The sequence below is a fragment of the Oceanicaulis sp. genome, assembly GCA_040112665.1.
In the GTDB taxonomy this organism is placed as follows: Bacteria; Pseudomonadota; Alphaproteobacteria; order Caulobacterales; family Maricaulaceae; genus Oceanicaulis.
In genome coordinates this window covers 71,949-90,060 of the sequence record CP157796.1, presented here as the reverse complement: position 1 = coordinate 90,060, position 18,112 = coordinate 71,949, and the positions used below count along the sequence as shown (strand labels likewise).

Here is an 18,112-nt window from a genome sequence, read left to right as displayed (position 1 = left end):
GCGATGAACGAGCCGTTCAACGGCTGGGGCCGGAAAGGCGTCAACGGCGTGGTGCAGGCCGTGGTGCGCGCCATCGGCGTGGCGCTGGGGCTGTTCCTGCTCGCGCTGGCCGTGCCGCTGTTCTTCCTGCCGATCCCGCTCGGCCTGCCGCTGGCGATCGTCGCGCTGATCCTGCTGGCGGGCACCTCGAAGACCGCGCACAAGCTCATCACCGACTGGCTCAAGCGCCATCCCGGCGTCTGGAACCGGGTCAAGCACGTCTTCGACCGCTTCCATAAGGACGAGAGCTGAGAGCGTCCTCCGGCGACCGACATGAAAAAAGCCCGGCGCGCGCAGCGCCGGGCTTTTCGTCAGGCGTGACCGGAGCGGCTAGTTCAGCCGGTCCTTCAGGCTCGCGATGTCCGATTTCAGCACCGCGTTGCGCTGGGTCTTGGTCATCTTTTCAGTGAGCAGGAGCTTGGCGGCGTCCACGGCGAGGTCGGCGGCCAGGGATTTGACTTCCTTGGCGGCCTGGGCCTCGGCCTGGGCGATGCGCTGCTCGGCCAGAGCCGTCCGGCGCTCGATGCGCTGGGCGATCTCTTTCTTGGCGTTCTCGCGCAGGTAATCGGCCTCGGCCTTGGCCTGCTTGATGATGCCTTCGGCGTCTTCGGCGGCCTTGGCCTGCTTGCGCTTGTAGCTCGCCAGCAGCTCCTGGGCCTCCTCGCGCAGGCGGCGGGCCTCGTCGAGCTCGCCGCGAATCTTGTCGGCGCGGGAGTCCAGTGCGGCGTTGATCATCTTCGGCGCGCCGAACACGACGATCACGACGAAGAACAGGATCAGGCCGACGAAGGCCCAGAACGTGGTGTCTTGAAGCAGATAGCCCATGGCTTACCCCCGGACCTGGTCGACGGCGGCTTCGGCGTCGGCGTCTGCGACGTCGAGGCCGGCCAGACGTTCGGCGGCCGCAGCCGCGGCCCCGGCGGCGATGGAGCGCACTTCGGCGAGCGCCGTTTCGCGCGCCTCGCGGATGCGGGCTTCGCTTTCCTCGAGCTTGGCGCCGAGTTCGGCGTCGGCCTCGCGGGTGGCCTCGGCGATCTCGGCGTCAGCGGCGGACTTCGCTTCGGCGGCGACTGCAGAGGCGCGGGCGCGGGCGTCGGCGAGTTCCTTTTCATAGGCCTTCACGGTCTCGTCGGCCTGCGCCTTCATGTCGGCGGCGGCGTCGAGATCGTCTGCGATCCGGTCCCGCCGCTCTTCGATGGCGCCGCCGATGCGCGGCAGCACGAAGCGCGACAGCAGGAAGTAGAGCAGCGCGAAGCTGATCGCCAGCCAGAAGAGCTGCGAGCCGAAATAGGTCGGATCGAAGGGCGGGAACGCGGCTTCGGCTGCGTAGTCCGCACCTTCAGGGGTTTGCGGCGCCGTCACGGGCGGCCTCCCTTGAGCTGCAAGGCTTCCTGAAGACGGTTCGCGCCGGACGGCCCTGGGGCCGCCCGGCGAACTGAACCGCGACCGTCGTCCGAGGTGTTAGACGACGAACAGCAGAAGAAGCGCGATGAGCAGCGAGAAGATGCCCAGCGCTTCGGTCACGGCGAAGCCGAAGATCAGGTTGCCGAACTGGCCCTGAGCGGCGGACGGGTTGCGCAGCGCGCCAGCCAGGAAGCTGGAGAAGATGTTGCCCACGCCCAGCGCGGCGCCCAGCATGCCGAAGGTGGCCAGACCAGCGCCGATGTATTTCGCGGCTTCCGCTTCCATGTCGATACTCCTCGTAGATGAACGGTGCGGATGGATGAAGAGGGTGGATCTGCCCGACTAGTGGTGCCCCGGATGGAGCGCGTCGGAGAGATAGATGCAGGTCAGCACGGCGAACACGTAGGCCTGGAGGAAAGCCACCAGGAACTCCAGCGCGGTCAGCGCGACGACCATGACCAGCGGGGCCACGGCGCCGAGGACGCCCAGCGCCCCCACCGAACCCAGCATCACGATGAAGCCGGCGAACACCTTCAGAAGGATGTGGCCGGCCAGCATGTTTGCGAACAGACGAACCCCGAGAGTCACCGGACGCGACAGGAAGGAGATGATCTCGATCGGGGTGAGAAGGATGTAGAGCGGCCAGGGCACGCCGGCGGGGAAGAACAGGGAGAAGAATTTCAGCCCGTGCTTGAACACGCCGTAGCCGACCACGATTGCCATCACCAGAAGCGCCATGGCGAAGGTGACGATGATGTGGGAGGTGAAGGTGAATCCCTTGAAGTCCGGCGCCGGGAAGTACGGCATCATCCCCAGCATGTTGCCCATCAGGATGAAGGCGAACAGCGTGAAGACGAAGGGGAAGAATTTCAGGCCCGCATCGCCGGCGGTCGAGCGGATCATGCCCGCGACGAACTCGTAGAGCAGCTCCGCGACCGATTGCGCGCGGCCCGGAACGAGCGCGCGGCGCGACATCGACATCCACAGAAGGCCCGCGACCAGCACGGTCGAGACGATCATGAAATAGGCGGAGTTCGTGAACGACAGGTCGACCCCGCCGACTTCGAACGGCGCGATGACCTTGATCTTGAACTGCTCGATCGGGTTAGTCGCGTCAGCCACGCCCGGCCCCTTTTTCACTGTGGGCGCGCCGCGCCCGGCTTCGTCTTTTCCGCGCCGCGCCCCTCAGGCGTCTCCGTCGCGGTTCATGCTCTGAGCGGCGCGCACCACGTTCAGCGTGCCCGCCGCGAAACCCAGAAGGACGCCGGAAAGAAGACCCCACGGGCTCCAGCCGAACGCCAGATCGGCCAGATAGCCGATCCCGGCGCCGGCCAGAACCCCGCCTGCGAATTCCGATCCGTAGCGCACGCCCTGGCTCCAGTTCGAGGGAGCTTTCGACGCGGTTTCCGCCCGCCGTTTTTCGAGCCGGGCTTCAAGCCGGCGTTCGAAATCCTCGCGGTCGGTCTGGTCTTGGTTCGGATCGTCTAGGCGGGACATTCTGATCAGCGGCCCGAAGAAGACCTCCCCCTTCAGGCGCGCGCACCCTATAAGCGGGCCTATACCAAGTCAAGCAAGCTCGGCCAGCCCGTTTCGTATTGAAATTGCTGAGCTTTTCCGGCTACTCCGCCGCCAGCATCGCTTCGGCGGCGCGCAGGTTCACCGAGACGAGCTGGGAGACGCCGCGTTCGCCCATGGTCACACCGAACAGACGGTCCATACGGCTCATGGTCACCGGGTTGTGCGTGATCACCAGGAATCGGGTCTCCGTCATGGCGCGCATCTGCTCGAGCATGGTGCAGTAGCGGTCCACATTCGCATCGTCGAGCGGGGCGTCGACCTCGTCCAGCACGCAGACCGGGGCGGGGCTGACGAGGAACACCGCGAAGATGAGCGCGGTGGCGGTCAGCGCCTGCTCGCCGCCGCTCATCAGGCTCATCGTCTCCATCTTCTTGCCCGGCGGGCAGGCGTAGATTTCCAGCCCGGCTTCCAGCGGATCGTCGTTCTCGGTCAGCGCGAGCTCGGCCCGGCCGCCGCCGAACAATGTTTCGAACAGGGTCTGGAAGTGGCCGTTGACCACCTCGAAGGCTTCCAGAAGTCGCGCCCGGCCTTCGCGCGAGAGCGTGTCGACCGCTTTCCTGAGGCGGGCGACCGCCTCGATCAAATCGTCTCGCTCGCGCTTGAGCCGTTCGCGTTCCGCGTCGAGTTCGCGGCTTTCCGCGTCGGCCCTGAGATTGACCGCGCCGAGCCGTTCGCGGGCGAGGCGCGCTTCGTCCAGCCGGCGCTCGAGTTCGTCTGTGGAGAGCTGGGCGAACTCGGAGTTTTTCGACCGCGCGGCCAGCGCGTCGGGTGATTCGCCGGTGGCGTCGGTGAGCCGGCGGGTCGTCTCCTCCAGCCGTTCGCCGGCGGCGACCAGGCGGGCGTGCGCGCCGGCGCGGGTCTCGCGAGCGTCGGCGGCGGATTTCTCCGCGGCGCGCAGGGCGGCGTCGAGATCGCGCTGGCCGGTCTCGGCTTCGGCGACCCGGGCGCGGGCTTCGTTGGCGCGCTTTTCAGCCTCCTGCAGGGCTTCGATCAGCTCGGGGCGCTTGGCTTCGAGCGCGCCGGGGCGGGCCTTGGCGGCTTCGAGCTCGGCTTCGGTCTCGGCCTTGGCGGTTTCAAGCGCGGTCAGCCGCTCGCGCGCGCTGTGCTCGCGCCTGGACCAGTCGGCGTGCTCGCGTTCGAGGGCGGCGATGCGGTGGCGGCGGCCCTGGGCCTCGCGCTTGACGGTTTCAAGCGCGGCGCGCGCGTCCGCGGCGGCGGAGCGGGCGCGCTCGGCTTTGGCGCGGGCGGCCTCGATTCGCTCCGCCCCGTCCTCTGCGGCGTCGGCTTCGGCCTGGGCGGCTTCGGCGGTCGCGACATCCTCGCGGGCCGAGGCGAGCCGGGCTTCGGCGCGGTCGAGCGCATCGGCGAGCCCGGCCTTGCGCGCTTCGGCGCGCGCAGCTTCGGCGCGGGCGTTGGCGAGCGCGGCGTCTGCAGCGCGCAATTCGGTCTCGCGCGTGCGCACCGTGTCGCGCGCCGCGCGGGCGGCGGTTTCAGCGTCGGAGGCGGCGTCGGCCTTGCCGGGCACGGCGTCCGCGACCCGGGCGGCTTCGCGGTGGGCGTCCTCGCGGCGGGCTTCGATCTCGGCCAGGCGATTGCGGGTCTCCAGCCGGACGGCGGCTGCGCCGGGCGCGCCGGCTTCCGCAGCGAACCCGTCCCAGCGCCGCAGCGCGCCGGATTTCGTCACCAGACGCTGGCCGGGCGCGAGATCCTTCGCCAGCGCGTCGAGCCGGTCTTCGTCCACCACCCCGATCGCGGCGAGCCGGACGGCGAGGGCGGCGGGGGCGTCGACATGGGCGCTCAGGGCTTCCGCGCCGCCGGGCAGGGGGGCCGTTTCCGCTCCGCCGCCGGTCCAGCGCCGCACGCCGTCGGCGGCGAGGCTGGCTTCCAGGTCCTCGCCCAGCGCGGCGGCCAGCGCGGCTTCATAGCCCGGCGCGGCGCGCACCTGTTCGATCGCCGCGTTCTCGATTTCGCCGCCGGCGAGCAGGCGCTCGAGGCTCTGGGCTTCCCGATCGAGCGCGCTCACCTCGCTCTCGGCGGCGCGGGCGGTCTCGCGCGCTTCAGCGGCCTCGGCACGCGCTATTTCGAGCCGGGCTTCGGCGGCTTCGAGCGAGGCGCGCGCTTCGTCGAGCGCCTCGCCGGCGGTTTGCGATTTCGCTTCGAGCCCGCCCAGATCGGGCGCGGTCTCCGCTTCGAAGCGGGTGATCGCCTCGCGTGCGCTTTCCGCTTCGCGTTCGAGTTTTTCGGCGCGCTGGCGGGCGGCCTCGGCGTCGCGGCGCGCGGCGTCGCGCCGGGCGCGGACCTGCGCGCCGGCGCTGGCGGCGGCGTCGAGTTCGCTCTCGGCCTTGGCGCGGGCCTTGTCGGCGTCGGCGAGGGCGGCTTCGGCCCTGGCTTGTGCGGCGCCGTCTTCGCGGGACTCGTCTTTCAGGCGCGAAAGGCCCGATTTCAGCCGGTCGAGCGCGGTCTTCGCCTCGCCATGCAGCTCGGCCTCGCGGGCGACGTTGCGATCAAGGTCAGCGAGCTTCTCGCCCAGGCGGACAATCGCGGCGCGCGCTTCGGTGAGGTCGCGGTCGAGCTGGTCGCGCGTGCGTTCAGCCAGCCTCAGCGCAGCGGCGGCGTCGGCTTCGGCCTCGCGCAAGGGCTGGACGGTCGCGCTGGCCGCTTCGGCCTCGCGGGTTTTCACCGCCGCTTCGACCATCGCCTTTTCAGCCGCCGCGTCCGCCTCTTTCAGCGCGGCTTCGGCGGCCTCGGCGGCGGTCTTCGCATCGCTCCAGCGCCTGAGCCAGACCAGAGCCTCGAAGCCCCGGATCGACTGGCTGAGTTCGCGATACCGGCCGGCCTGCTTGGCCTGGCGCTGCAGGGCGGCGTAGCGGCCGTCGAGATCCTCGACGATCTCCTGCAGCCGCCCGAGATTGGTCTCGGCCGCATCGAGCCTGAGCTGCGCCTCGCGCCGGCGGGCGCGCAGGCCGGCCACGCCCGCGGCTTCTTCCAGGACCCGTCGGCGGTTTTCCGGCTTGGCGTTGATCAGCTCGGAGATCTGGCCCTGACGGACGAGGGCGGGCGAATTCGCGCCGGTGCCTGCGTCGGCGAACAGAAGCTGGACGTCCTTGGCCCGCACGTCCTCGCCGTTGATCGTGTAATCCGATCCCTTGCCCCGGGTGATCCGGCGGACGACCTCGAGGATTTCGGCGTCGTTGAACTGGGCGGGCGCGCGGCGGTCGGTGTTGTCGATGGTCAGCGTGACTTCAGCGCGCTCACGCGCGGCGCGGCTGTCGGTGCCCGCGAAGATCACGTCTTCCATGCCGCCGCCGCGCAGCGACTTGGCCGAGGTCGCCCCCATCACCCAGCGCAGCGCTTCGAGCAGGTTGGATTTGCCGCAGCCGTTCGGACCGATCACGCCGGTCAGACCGGGATCGATCTTCAGCTCGGTCGGGTCGACGAACGACTTGAAACCGGCCAGGCGCAGCTGGGTGAACTTCACTCACCGCCTCCACTGGCGCCCGCCGCCGGTTTTTCCCGGTCTAGCCGGCGCCGCCATCCTGCGGCGCGTTTTCCGCACCGTCTTCGTCTTCGGTCGCCTCGGTCTCGGCGGGCGCGTCGCCCGTCTCGCCCTCGGCGTCTCCCGCTTCGCCGCCGTTTGCGGCTTCAGAGCCTTCGGCGGTTTCACCGGCCGGCTCGGACGTCTCGCCTTCAGCGCCCTGGGCCGGAGCCGTCTCGCCGGTTTCCGCGCCTTCTGCGGGCGCTTCAGCTTCGGTCGCCTCGGTCGCGGCCCCGGTCGCGGCCTCAGTCGCCGCCGCAGGTTCGGCGGCCTCTTCGGTCGCAGCGGGCGCGCCTTCGGCCGGATCCCGGCCCTCGGCGCGAGCTTTGAAGTAAAGAATGATTCGTTCGAAAGTCTCGCCCGCGAAATCGGCGGGAATGGGGCCGGACGCGTCGGCGAGCGGATCGCCGTTCACCGCCCAGACCTGACCGCCGCCCGACGGGGCGGAGACGGTCTCGAGCTGCTGACCGTTCAGGATGAAGGTCGGCGTGGAGCCGATCCCGTCCGCGGAGGCCTGCTCGGACGCGGCGCGCACCTGCTGGAGCACTTCCTCGTTCTGCATGCACTGGCGGAACTCGTCGTCCGACAGGCCGGCCGAGCGGGCGATCGATTCAAACTGATCGCGCGCCTGGCCGCGCTGCATGGCGGTGAACAGCGCGCGCTGCTGTTCGAACAGGACGTCGATGACATCGAAATACCGATCGTCCGGCGCGCATTCGGCCAGCATGAAGCCGGCGATGGCGAGCTGGGGCTGGCCGGTGATCATCTCGCGGAAGACGAAGCGCACATCGCCGCTCTCGATATACTCCTGCACGACGGGGTAGGCGCTCTCATGCCAGGCCGCGCAGCCGCCGCAGGCGACCGAGGCGTACTCGATCATCGTCACCGGCGCTTCGGCCGAGCCCTTGGCGATATCGTTTTCGCGCTCGAACTGTGTGCGCCCCGAAGCGCTGTCCGCGCCGCCGCAGGCGGTCAGCGCGAACGCCCCGATCCCGGCGGCGAAAATGGCGAGCGTGCGGTTCATCATGTCTCAGTCCTTCCCGTGGTCGTCTCCCGCGGCGGCGCCTTCGCGTTGCGCCACGGCCCTGGCCCAGTCTTCCATCAGGGCGTCGAGGTTTTTGCGTCCGTCGTCAAGCCGGGCGACCTTCGTGATGCGCCGGCTGCGCACCCGTCCGGGCGCGAAACTTTCATTGAGCGGGCCCTGAACGATCTTCAGCCGCCTGGCCGCCTTGCCCGAATAGCGGGCCACGCGCTCGAGGATGCGCGGCGCCTGGGCTTCCACCAGAGCCGCCGCCGGGCCGCGCGCGCGCACCGCCAGCGTCAGCCCGCCCGCGCCGGACTGGAACTTCTCAGGCCGAGTGTATGCCGCGAGCTGCGGGCCGACGATCGCTTCCCAGTTCGCGTCGAGCTCGGCCATGGCGGGGCTGAGCTGCTTGGTGAGCGTGCGCATCGCCTTCACCGCCGCGCGGCCCGCGCTCGGCGGCGGGGCGGCGGCGGGCCGTCCGCGATGGCCGTCCGCCCAGCGCCAGGCGTCCTCCGCTTCGCCGGGGGCGGAGCGAACGATCCTGCGGCGCTGCGGCGGCGCACTTGAAGGATGGTCGAAACGGCTCATGGTGTTTGAGGATCGCGCGGGGGCGGGCCTTGCGCAAGTCATGAGCGGTGCGAAACCCATGTCGACGCCTGAGGACGCAGCCGCCCGCGCGGACGCGCAAGCCGGCGCGCTGCGAACCGCGCTGCTGAAATGGTACGACGCCGAGGGCCGGACGCTGCCCTGGCGGGTGCGGCCCGAAGACCGCGCGGCGGGGCGCACGGCCGACCCCTACGCCGTCTGGCTTTCGGAAATCATGCTGCAGCAGACGACGGTGCCGCATGCGACGCCCTACTGGGAGCGCTTCCTGGCCCGCTGGCCGAACGTGCACGCGCTGGCCGCCGCGCCGCGCGAGGACGTGCTCGCGGCCTGGGCGGGGCTGGGCTATTACGCCCGCGCACGCAATCTGCACGCCTGCGCGGGCGTGGTCTCGAAGATCCATGACGGCGCCTTCCCTGAAGAGATCGACGCGCTGCGCGCTCTGCCGGGGGTGGGCGATTACACCGCCAACGCCATCCGCGCGGCGGCCTTCGACAAGCCCGCCAGCGTCGTGGACGGCAATGTCGAGCGGGTGATCAGCCGGATCTTCGCGCTGGAGACCCCGCTGCCGAAGTCAAAGCCGGCGATCAAGGCGCTCGCGGCGACTTTGGCCGATCTCGACCGGCCGGGCGATTACGCCCAGGCGATCATGGATCTGGGCGCCACGATCTGTACACCGAAATCGCCCGCCTGCGGGCGCTGTCCCTGGGCGTTCGCCTGCGCCGCGCGCGAGGCGGGGGAGCAAACCCGCTACCCTCTCAAGGAGAAGAAAAAGCCCAAGCCGGTGCGGCTGGGGACGTGTTTTCACGTCGTCTCTGACGGCGCGCTCTGGCTGCGCCGCCGCCCGGAAACAGGCCTGCTCGGCGCGATGATGGAGCTGCCGGGGACGGACTGGACGGAGGGCGGCCCCGCAGAGGCCGCGATCGAACGCGCCGCGCCGTTCGCCGCACGCTGGCGCGAGGCCGGACAGGTCCGCCACGTCTTCACCCATTTCACCCTGCATCTCGATGTGCTGTGCGCCGAGGCGCCGTCCGGCTGGACGCCAGGCGACGGCGCGCTCGTCCCGCTCGCCGATCTCAAATCGGCGGGGCTTCCAAGCGTGATGATGAAAGCCGCCCGGCTCGGGCTCGAACGCCGGCTGGTGTGAGCTGGATTCAGCCCCTTACTCCCTCCCCCTCTGCGGGGAGGGTGGGCCGGCGCGTAGCGCCGGGTCGGGTGGGGGAGCGCCGGGTTCTCAGAGTATCGCGCTCTACGATCTTCACCCCACCCCCGGCCTTCGGCCGGACCCTCCCCATCAAGGGGAGGGAGTGACCGTTCGGTGACTAGGTTTCGGCTTACGCCTGCTCGCCCATTTCCGCGCGGATGCGGGCGCGCAGCACGTCGATCGGGGCCAGGCCGCCGGACTGGCGGACATGCCAGAAGGTCCAGCCATTGCAGCTGGGCGCGTTCTGAACGGCTGCGCCGACCTGGTGGATCGAGCCGGTTTCGGGGCCTGCGCTGACCGTGCCGTCAGCGCGCACGCGCGCGGTGCGCCGGCCCTGCGCGCAGTAAAGCGTGTCGCCGGGTTTCAGGAGTCCCGCCTCGACCAGCGCGCCGAACGGAATGCGCGGCAGGGCCCGCTTGGAGCGCGTGACGTCGAGATCGGCCGCGCTGGCGGGGTTGATCGCGGCGATGCGCTTTTGCGCAACGCGGACGTAGTCGGGATCGGCTTCGAGCCCGATGAAGCGCCGGCCGAGCTTCTTGGCGACCGCGCCGGTCGTGCCGGTGCCGAAGAAGGGATCGAGCACCACGTCGCCGGGATTGGTCGTCGCCAGCAGCACCCGGTGCAGCAGCGCCTCGGGCTTCTGGGTGGGGTGGGCCTTCTTGCCCTCGGCGGTCTTCAGCCGTTCCGCGCCCGCGCAGATGGGCAGCGTCCAGTCAGAGCGCATCTGAACGCCGTCGTTCAGCGCCTTCATGGCGGCGTAGTTGAAGGTGGGCCGCGCGGTCCTGGTCTTGGCCGCCCAGATCAGGGTCTCGTGCGCGTTGGTGAAGCGCGTGCCCTTGAAGTTCGGCATCGGGTTGGACTTGCGCCAGATCACGTCGTTCATGATCCAGAAGCCCATGTCCTGAAGGAAGGCGCCGACGCGGAAGATGTTGTGATAGCTGCCGATCGTCCACAGCGCGCCGTCAGGCTTGAGGACCCGGCGCGCCTCTTCCAGCCAGGCGCAGGAAAAAAGATCGTAGGCGTCGAAATCGCCGATCTGGTCCCAGTCGTTGTCGACCGCGTCGACCTTGGAATTGTCCGGCCGGTGAAGATCGCCGCCCAGCTGCAGATTATAGGGGGGGTCTGCGAAGACGAGATCCACGCTCTCGTCGGGCAGGGCCTTCATGGAGGCCACGCAATCGCCCTCGACGATCTGGTCGAGGGGAAGAAGATCGTTCGCCGCGCCTGCCACCTGAACCACGCCTTTTCGTTTCGAAACCCGATGACGAAGAGGGGTGAATCGTTTCGCCTTACCCGATGGTTAAGCCGGATTCATCATGAGCGGCTGTGACGCTCTCGCCTCTCGCACCGGCGCGAAGCTTAACCGATGGATGGGCGTGGGGCCTAATTCCTGAAGCGCGGCGCGATGGGTGGGGCTGGCGTAGCCCTTGTGGCTGGCGAAGCCGTAGCCGGGAAAGCGTGCGTCCGCTGCGACCATCAGCCGGTCGCGCATCGTCTTGGCGATGATGCTCGCCGCGCTGATCGCCGGCTCGGTCCCGTCGCCGCCCACGATTGCGCGGGCCGGGCAGGGCAGGCCGTCCGGCAGCCGGTTGCCGTCCACCAGCGCTTCGCACGGATCGCAGGGCAGGGCGCAAAGCGCGCGCGCCATCGCCGCCATGGTGGCGTGAAGAATGTTCAGCCGGTCGATCTCGGCGGGCTCGGCGATCGCAACGCCCACCAGCGCGCAGGCGCGGATCTCGGCGGCCAGCGCCTCGCGCTTGGCCGCCGTCAGCGCCTTGGAATCGGTCATGCCCGCAAGGCCTTCGATGTCGCAATAGTCCGCCGGCAGGATCACCGCGGCGGCCACCACCGGCCCGGCCAGCGGTCCGCGCCCGGCCTCGTCGAGACCGGCGATGAGCCGGCTCTCGGCGCGGAACGGCGTCTGGCGAGGTGTCATGAGCGGGCGCATGCCAACCTTGCTCGCCCGAACGCGCCGCAGGAGCAAGACCGTGCGGCGGCTTATGCACAGGCGCGCGCACTGGCTAGAACAAACTCATCTGCGCGTCGGTCTCGAGCGGCCGCTCGAACAGGTCGCATCTGAGTTTCGGACGTGCTCGGTCGAGGCCGTGCTTGCGCGCGGCGTTCCTGAAGCGTTTGGCGATGAGCTCGGCGATCGGGCCTTCGCCGACGCCGCGGACATTCCAGCGCGCGTCGTAATCCTTGCCGCCCCGGGTCTGGCGCACGAGGCTCATCACCTTCTCCGCCGCGCCGGGCCGTTCGGCCTTCAGCCATTCGACGAAGAGATCGCGCACTTCCAGCGGCAGGCGCAGCAGCACATAGCCGGCGTGCACGGCGCCGGCCTCGGCGCTGGCTTCGAGCAGCGCTTCGATCTCGTGGCAGGTGAGCCCGGTGATGATCGGCGCTGTCATCACCGTCACCGGCACGCCCGCCTCTGTCAGCGCGCGCACCGCTTCGAGTCGGCGGGCGGGCGTGGAGGTTCTGGGCTCCATCGACCGGGCGAGCTTTCTGTCGAGCGTGGTGATCGACATCGCCGCCTTCGCAAGGCCCAGGGACGCCAGCTCGCCCAGCACGTCGAGATCGCGCATCACCCCGGCGTTCTTGGTGATCAGGCTCACCGGGTGGCGGTATTTCAGACAGGTCTCGAGCAGGCGCCGGGTCAGCCTAAGCTCGCGCTCGACCGGCTGGTAGGGGTCGGTGTTCGCCCCGATCAGGATCGGCTCGACGACATAGTTTCGCTTGCGAAACGTTTTCTCGAGCAGTTCCGGCGCCTGGGGTTTGAAGAAGATCTTGCTCTCGAAATCCAGCCCGGCGGAATAGCCCCAATAGGCGTGGCTGGGCCGGGCGTAGCAGTAGATGCAGCCGTGCTCGCAACCGCGATAGGGGTTGATCGAGCGGTTGAAGCTGATGTCCGGGCTGTCGTTCGTCGTCAGAATCGTCCGCGCGCCGTCCCGGATCAGCGTGGTTTTCAGCTTCGGCGCAGCCTCCTCGGCCGGCCAGCCGTCGTCGAAGGGTTCGCGCCGCTCGCGCTCGAACCGGCCTGTGGCGTTCGACACCGCACCCCTTCCGTTCGGACGCAAACCATCCGGCAGGGGTTCGGACTTCGGGGGCGGGACAAAACGAGCGGTCATGAGGGGACGGTGACTCACAAAATGGAACAGAGCAAGAACATTTTTCAATTGACTCCGCCGCGCCCGGCGCGCTTGATCGGGGCATGACCCGGATCGTCACCGTCATCCCCGCGCTCGATGCGGCGCGCAGCCTGCCCGCCACGCTGCAGAGCCTGGCCGAGGCCGAGCGCGCAGGGCTGGGCGGGGGCTGGATCCTGGCAGACGGCGGATCGTCGGACCGCACCGTGGAGATCGCGCGGCGTTCGGGCTGCGCGGTGCTCAGCGGCGCGCGCGGGCGGGGCGCGCAGCTGGCCGCGGGCGGCGAAGCGGCGCTGGAACGCGCGCGCCGGGGCGACTGGCTGATGTTTCTTCACGCCGACACGGTGCTGCAGCCGGGCTGGAGCGCAGCAGCGCGCACATTCATCGACACCCACGCCGACCGCGACCGGGCGGGCTATTTCGATTTCACGCTGGACGCGGCGGGCCATCGCGCGCGGCGGCTGGAACGCGCCGTGGCCTGGCGCTGCCGGGCGTTCGGCCTGCCCTATGGCGATCAGGGGCTGCTCATCCCGGCGGCCTTCTATGCGCGCCTTGGGGGTTATAAACCCTGGCCGCTGTTCGAGGACGTCGATCTGGTGCGCCGGATCGGCAAGCGCCGGCTCGCACCGATCGGCGCGCGCGCCTGCACCAGCGCCGAACGTTTCACAAGTGAAGGATATGCGCGCCGCTCGCTGCGCAATCTCGTTCTGCTCGGCCGCTATTACGCCGGGGCGAGCCCGGAGCGGCTGGCCCGCGCCTATCGCAAGTGAAACGGCCCAGGCTCGTCGTCTTCGCCAAGGCGCCGGTGATCGGCGGCGCCAAGACGCGGCTGGCCAAGGGCGTGGGGAAGATCGAGGCTTGGCGCCGGCATCGCGCGATGACCGCGCAAATCCTGCGCTCGGTGCGGGACAGGCGCTGGGCGACGGTGCTCGCCGTCTCGCCCGATCGCGCGGTGAATGGTCGTTTTCCGGGCGTCTGGCCGCCTGATCTTCCGAGAGCCGGTCAGGGGAGCGGCGATCTGGGCGCGAGACAGGCGCGGGCGTTCGCGGCGCCGCCGCTGACGAACTCTGTGAGCTCCACGACGGCGCCGCCATCCCCCTCCCTCCCCCTCGGGGGAGGGCCGGGGTGGGGGGCGCGGAACCCCGGAAGCCATGGGCGTGTGGTCGACACCCCACCCCGACCCTCCCCTCGAGGGGAGGGAGGGATGTCGGCGAGACCCCGGCCGGGGACTGACCTGTTTTGCGCGACCGCCAGAGCGGTCGGTGTTCGCCGCCATCTCGGCCCAACCGTCGTCATCGGCACGGACGCGCCTCAGATCACCCGCGCGGACATCGCCGCCGCCTTCGCCGCCCTGAAGCGTCATGACGCCGTGATCGGGCCTGCGGCGGACGGCGGCTACTGGCTGCTGGGCCTGGCGCGGCCTGCGCCGGCCGGGCTGTTCGACGGCGTGCGCTGGTCGCACGCGCAGACCCGGAGCGATCTCGAAGCGCGGCTCGCAAGGTGCGGGCTTCAAAAAATCGCGTATCTTCGCGCCCTCAGGGATATCGACGAGGCGGGAGATCTCGCCGCGCTCAGAAAGGACCGCCGATCATGATCCGTTACGCCGCCGCACTGTCCATCGCGAGCCTGGCCGCCTGCGCGCCCGCCGAAACGCCTGAGCCGGACGTGTTCGACCGGCTGTCCGCGTTCTGCGGTCAGGCCTTCGAAGGCGCGGTGACGAGCGAGGATCCGCGCGATGCGGACTTCGCCTCCGAGCGGCTGGTCATGCATGTGCGCGAGTGCGGCGCGAACGAGATCCGCGTGCCATTCCATGTCGGCGAGGACCGCTCGCGCACCTGGGTGATCACGCGGCTGGAGGACGGGCGGTTGCGCCTGAAACACGATCACCGCCACGAGGACGGCAGCGAAGACGTGCTGACCCAGTATGGCGGCGACACCGAAACTGCGGCGCAAGGGCCGCGTGCGGAGTTCCCGGCCGACGCAGAGAGCCGGGCGCTGTTCGAACGCGAAGCCATCCCGGCCTCGATGCAGAATGTCTGGTCGATCACGGTCGAGGACGGCGCCTTCGTCTATGCGCTCGATCGCCCCGACCGGCATTTCGCGGCGCGCTTCGATCTGACCGAGCCGGTCGCCGCGCCGCCTCCGCCCTGGGGCGCCGCGCAATAGGCGGGCCCGGCGAAGCGCGCTAGGCTCCCGCCGTTACGGGGAGATTTTCTTATGCGCATTCGCCTTGTTCACGCTTTCGCCGCTGCGGCGTCGCTTTCGGTCATCGCCGCCTGTTCGCCGCGCGAGGCGGCGCCGGAGGCTGTACCGGCCGCCGACCGGGTCTTCACCGGCGGGGTGATCCACACCGGGCTCGGCGAGACCGTCGAGCTGGTCGCGGTCACCGGCGATCGTGTCGTGTTCGCCGGTTCAGCGGCCGAGGGCGCGGCCTATCTGGGCGCAGCCACCGAAACCGTCGATCTCGCTGGCGCGGTGATGTTTCCCGGCTTCACCGACTCCCATGTCCATGTGATCGGGGTGGGGTCGCGCGAGCGCAATCTCAATCTCGAAAACGTCCGCTCCATCGCAGAGCTTCAGGCCGCCGTCGCCGGCGCCGCCGCCGACGAGACCTCGACGATCATCGCGGGCCGCGGCTGGATCGAGACCCACTGGCCCGAGGGGCGCTTCCCCACCGCCGCCGACCTCGACGCGGTGGAGGCCGAACGCCCCGTGGTGCTGGTGCGCGCGGACGGCCACGCGCTGGTCGCCAACACCGCCGCGATGACCGCGGTCGGGATCACGGCGGAGACGCCCGATCCCGAAGGCGGCGCGATCCGGCGTGACGCGGAGGGAAACGCCACCGGCATGTTCATCGACACCGCCATGGCGCCCTTCGCCGCGCTTCAGGGCGAACCGACAGGCGAGGAGCGTGCGGCGCTTTATCAGCTCGGCGCCGAAGTGCTCGCCGCCTCGGGCTGGACCGGCGTTCACAATATGAGCGTCGCGTTCGAGGACGTCGCGATCATGGAGCGCCTGGCCGCCGAAGGCCGGCTGCCGATCCGCATCGCGAACTATGTCGACCCCGAGGATTACGACGCCGCGGCCGCCCTCGTGGGCGCCGAAGCGGTCACCGAGCCCGTGATCACGCCGGGGGTGAAGTTCTACATGGACGGCGCGCTGGGCTCGCGCGGGGCGGCGCTTTTATCGCCCTATGACGACGCGCCGGGCGAGACGGGGCTGTTTCTGAGCCGCGAGCCGGGCTCCGTCGACATGATGCAGGCCGCCCTTGAAGACGGCGTGCAGCTCGCCGTTCACGCCATCGGGGATGCGGGCAATCGCGCCCTGCTGGACTGGATGGAGCAAAGCTTCGCCGCCGTGCCCGAGGCCGAACGCGCCGAGCCCGATCCGCGCTGGCGGGTCGAGCACGCCCAGGTGCTGCACCCTGACGATATTCCGCGCTTCGGGCAGATGGCGGTGATCGCCTCCATGCAGCCCAGCCACGCCATCGGCGATCTGCACTTCGCGCCCCGCCGGATCGGCCTTCAGCGGCTCGAAGGCGCCTACGCCTGGCGCTCACTGGTGGAGAGCGGCGCGCTCATCGCCGGCGGGTCGGACGCGCCGGTCGAACGCGGCGAAGCGCGGATCGAGTTCTACGCCGCCGCGGTGCGGAAGGACCTCGACGGCTTCTCCGGCGAAGGCTGGAATCCCGATCAGGCGCTCGATCGCGACACCGCCCTGAAACTCTTCACCGCCTGGCCCGCCTACGCCACGCGGCGCGAGGCCGAGCTGGGGACGATCGAAGCGGGCAAGCTCGCCGACTTCTCGGTGTTTGATCGGGATCTGATGGTCGTGGATGAAGCGAGCCTGCGCGAGGCGCGGCCGGTGATGACGGTGGTCGGCGGCGAGGTTGTGTGGCGGGCGGAGTGACGCTTTCCTCCCCCGTTTACGGGGGAGGTGGTCGCGAAGCGACCGGAGGGGGCGGCGCAGACCTCAGGCTGGCGCAGCCCCCCTCGTCCCGGACCAGGTCCGGGCCACTCCCCCCGTAAACGGGGGGAGAAACCGGCGTCGGCCTTCACTCCAACCCCAACTCCCCCCACATCGCGTCGACGCGGTCGATAATATCCCGCTCCATGTAGAGCTTTTCGCCCCACTCCCGGTTGGTTTCGCCTTCCCATTTGTTGGTGGCGTCCAGGCCGATCTTCGAGCCGAGGCCCGAGACCGGGGAGGCGAAGTCCAGGTAGTCGATGGGCGTGTTCTCGATCAGGGTGACGTCGCGGGCGGGGTCCATGCGGGTGGACAGCGCCCACATCACGTCCTTCCAGTCGCGCGCGTCGATGTCGTCGTCCACCACGATCACCCATTTGGTGTACATGAACTGGCGCAGGTACGACCACGCGCCCATCATCACGCGCTTGGCGTGGCCGGGATAGGCTTTCTTCATACTGATCACGGCGATGCGGTAGCTGCACCCTTCGGGCGGCAGCCAGAAATCGACGATCTCGGGAAATTGCTGTCGGACCAGCGGGATGAAGACCTCGTTCAGCGCTTCTCCCAGGACGGACGGCTCGTCGGGCGGCCGGCCTGTGAAGGTGGTCAGATAGATCGGGTCGCGGCGCATGGTGATGGCGCTGACCTTGAAGACCGGGAAGCGCTCGACCGAGTTGTAATACCCGGTGTGATCGCCGTACGGGCCCTCCGGGCCGTCCTCGTCGAGCAGGACATGGCCCTCGATCACGATTTCGGCTTCGGCGGGCACTTTCAGCGGCACGGTCTTGCAGGGCACGAGCTCGGCTTTCCGGCCGCGCAGGAGGCCTGCGAACTGGTATTCGCTCAGCGTGTCGGGCACGGGGGTGACTGCGGCCAGGATCGTGCCGGGGTCCGCGCCCAGCACCGCGGCGGCGGGCAGGGGTTCGGGCTTTGATTTCTTCCAGCGCTGATAATGCTGGGCGCCGCCGCGATGCTTCAGCCAGCGCATCAGCGTCCGGTCCTTGCCCAGCTTCTGCATGCGGTAGATGCCGAGATTGAAGTCGTCCTCTTTCGCGTCCGAAGGACCTTTCGTGACCACCAGCGGCCAGGTGATCAGCGGCGCCGGCTCGCCCGGCCAGCAGCCCTGGATAGGCAGACGGCCGAGGTCTATGTCGTCGCCTTCCAGCACGATTTCCTGGCAGGGCGCCTTGCGCACGGTCTGCGGGCGCATGCTCATCACGGTCTTCGCCAGCGGCAGCATGTCCAGCGCGTCCCTGAAGCCGCGCGGGGGTTCGGGCTGGCGCAGGAAGGCCAGAAGCTCGCCCACCTCGCGCAGCTGCGCGGCCGTCCGCCGCGGCTCGCCGCCCAGCGTCACCGCGCGCGCCACCCGCTCCACCGTGCCGAACAGGTTCACCAGCGCGGGCATCTCGCTGGGCCGGCCGTCCTCGTGGACCGGGTTCTCGAACAGCACCGCCGGGCCTTTCCTGGCCAGCAGGCGGGTCTGGATCTCGGTCATCTCCAGATGGGTCGAGACCGGGCGGGAAACCCGCTTCAGGTCGCCTTCGTTTTCGAGCAGGTCGAGGAATTCGCGCAGGGATTTGTAGGCCATGGGGCGGGGTCGCCGTCCTTGT

The 18,112-nt window shown here is 69.6% G+C and carries 18 protein-coding genes; 6 read left to right on the top strand and 12 right to left on the bottom strand.

Features of this window, described 5'->3' with window-relative positions:
* Nucleotides 1-3 precede the first annotated feature (3 nt).
* Nucleotides 4-291 (top strand): hypothetical protein, encoded by a 288-nt coding sequence (locus tag ABL308_00500; GenBank protein ID XBQ16372.1) that lies wholly within the window; start codon nt 4-6, stop codon nt 289-291.
* Nucleotides 292-369: 78 nt separating this feature from the next.
* On the opposite strand, the gene ABL308_00495 is transcribed toward ABL308_00500, so the two are convergent.
* The 8 genes from ABL308_00495 to ABL308_00460 form a co-directional block, all read right to left on the bottom strand.
* Entirely contained in the window at nt 370-864 is a 495-nt protein-coding gene (locus tag ABL308_00495) for a F0F1 ATP synthase subunit B (GenBank protein XBQ16371.1), read from the bottom strand.
* A 3-nt stretch (nt 865-867) separates the two neighbouring features.
* Nucleotides 868-1,401: a F0F1 ATP synthase subunit B' gene (locus ABL308_00490; GenBank protein ID XBQ16370.1), complete on the bottom strand. Its 534-nt coding sequence runs from the start codon at nt 1,399-1,401 to the stop codon at nt 868-870.
* Between the two features lie 99 nt (nt 1,402-1,500).
* On the bottom strand, nt 1,501-1,728 hold the full coding sequence (locus tag ABL308_00485) for a F0F1 ATP synthase subunit C (GenBank protein ID XBQ16369.1): 228 nt from the start codon (nt 1,726-1,728) through the stop codon (nt 1,501-1,503).
* Nucleotides 1,729-1,785: 57 nt separating this feature from the next.
* Nucleotides 1,786-2,565: a F0F1 ATP synthase subunit A gene (locus ABL308_00480; GenBank protein XBQ16368.1), complete on the bottom strand. Its 780-nt coding sequence runs from the start codon at nt 2,563-2,565 to the stop codon at nt 1,786-1,788.
* A gap of 63 nt (nt 2,566-2,628) precedes the next feature.
* A complete protein-coding gene (locus ABL308_00475) occupies nt 2,629-2,940 on the bottom strand; it encodes an AtpZ/AtpI family protein (GenBank protein XBQ16367.1) in 312 nt (103 codons plus the stop codon).
* 121 nt (nt 2,941-3,061) lie between these two features.
* Complete coding sequence (locus ABL308_00470) at nt 3,062-6,499, bottom strand: AAA family ATPase (GenBank protein XBQ16366.1); 3,438 nt, start codon at nt 6,497-6,499, stop codon at nt 3,062-3,064.
* 40 nt (nt 6,500-6,539) lie between these two features.
* Nucleotides 6,540-7,583 carry a DsbA family protein gene (locus ABL308_00465; GenBank protein ID XBQ16365.1) on the bottom strand — a complete coding sequence of 348 codons (1,044 nt, stop codon included), beginning with the start codon at nt 7,581-7,583 and terminating at the stop codon, nt 6,540-6,542.
* Between the two features lie 3 nt (nt 7,584-7,586).
* Nucleotides 7,587-8,168 (bottom strand): DUF721 domain-containing protein, encoded by a 582-nt coding sequence (locus ABL308_00460; protein ID XBQ16364.1) that lies wholly within the window; start codon nt 8,166-8,168, stop codon nt 7,587-7,589.
* A 58-nt stretch (nt 8,169-8,226) separates the two neighbouring features.
* Between ABL308_00460 and mutY the strand changes: the two genes are divergently transcribed.
* Nucleotides 8,227-9,330: an A/G-specific adenine glycosylase gene (mutY, locus tag ABL308_00455; protein ID XBQ16363.1), complete on the top strand. Its 1,104-nt coding sequence runs from the start codon at nt 8,227-8,229 to the stop codon at nt 9,328-9,330.
* Between the two features lie 187 nt (nt 9,331-9,517).
* Here the strand turns inward: mutY and ABL308_00450 are convergent, their stop codons facing one another.
* From ABL308_00450 to ABL308_00440, 3 genes are all read right to left on the bottom strand, one after another.
* Nucleotides 9,518-10,552 (bottom strand): site-specific DNA-methyltransferase, encoded by a 1,035-nt coding sequence (locus ABL308_00450; GenBank protein ID XBQ17751.1) that lies wholly within the window; start codon nt 10,550-10,552, stop codon nt 9,518-9,520.
* Between the two features lie 135 nt (nt 10,553-10,687).
* Complete coding sequence (locus ABL308_00445; protein XBQ16362.1) at nt 10,688-11,323, bottom strand: ribonuclease HII; 636 nt, start codon at nt 11,321-11,323, stop codon at nt 10,688-10,690.
* 85 nt (nt 11,324-11,408) lie between these two features.
* A complete protein-coding gene (locus ABL308_00440) occupies nt 11,409-12,440 on the bottom strand; it encodes a PA0069 family radical SAM protein (protein ID XBQ16361.1) in 1,032 nt (343 codons plus the stop codon).
* Nucleotides 12,441-12,598: 158 nt separating this feature from the next.
* Between ABL308_00440 and ABL308_00435 the strand changes: the two genes are divergently transcribed.
* From ABL308_00435 to ABL308_00420, 4 genes are all read left to right on the top strand, one after another.
* Nucleotides 12,599-13,303, top strand: coding sequence for a TIGR04283 family arsenosugar biosynthesis glycosyltransferase (locus tag ABL308_00435; protein XBQ16360.1), 705 nt, complete (start codon nt 12,599-12,601; stop codon nt 13,301-13,303).
* A gap of 434 nt (nt 13,304-13,737) precedes the next feature.
* On the top strand, nt 13,738-14,127 hold the full coding sequence (locus ABL308_00430; GenBank protein XBQ16359.1) for a DUF2064 domain-containing protein: 390 nt from the start codon (nt 13,738-13,740) through the stop codon (nt 14,125-14,127).
* The gene (locus ABL308_00425) at nt 14,124-14,699 is read left to right on the top strand and encodes a hypothetical protein (GenBank protein XBQ16358.1); all 576 of its coding nucleotides are present in this window, start codon (nt 14,124-14,126) and stop codon (nt 14,697-14,699) included. The genes ABL308_00430 and ABL308_00425 overlap by 4 nt, the downstream gene beginning before the upstream one ends.
* Nucleotides 14,700-14,750: 51 nt before the next feature.
* The gene (locus ABL308_00420) at nt 14,751-16,442 is read left to right on the top strand and encodes an amidohydrolase (protein XBQ16357.1); all 1,692 of its coding nucleotides are present in this window, start codon (nt 14,751-14,753) and stop codon (nt 16,440-16,442) included.
* 145 nt (nt 16,443-16,587) lie between these two features.
* On the opposite strand, the gene ABL308_00415 is transcribed toward ABL308_00420, so the two are convergent.
* The gene (locus ABL308_00415; GenBank protein ID XBQ16356.1) at nt 16,588-18,090 is read right to left on the bottom strand and encodes a UbiD family decarboxylase; all 1,503 of its coding nucleotides are present in this window, start codon (nt 18,088-18,090) and stop codon (nt 16,588-16,590) included.
* Nucleotides 18,091-18,112: the final 22 nt, after the last annotated feature.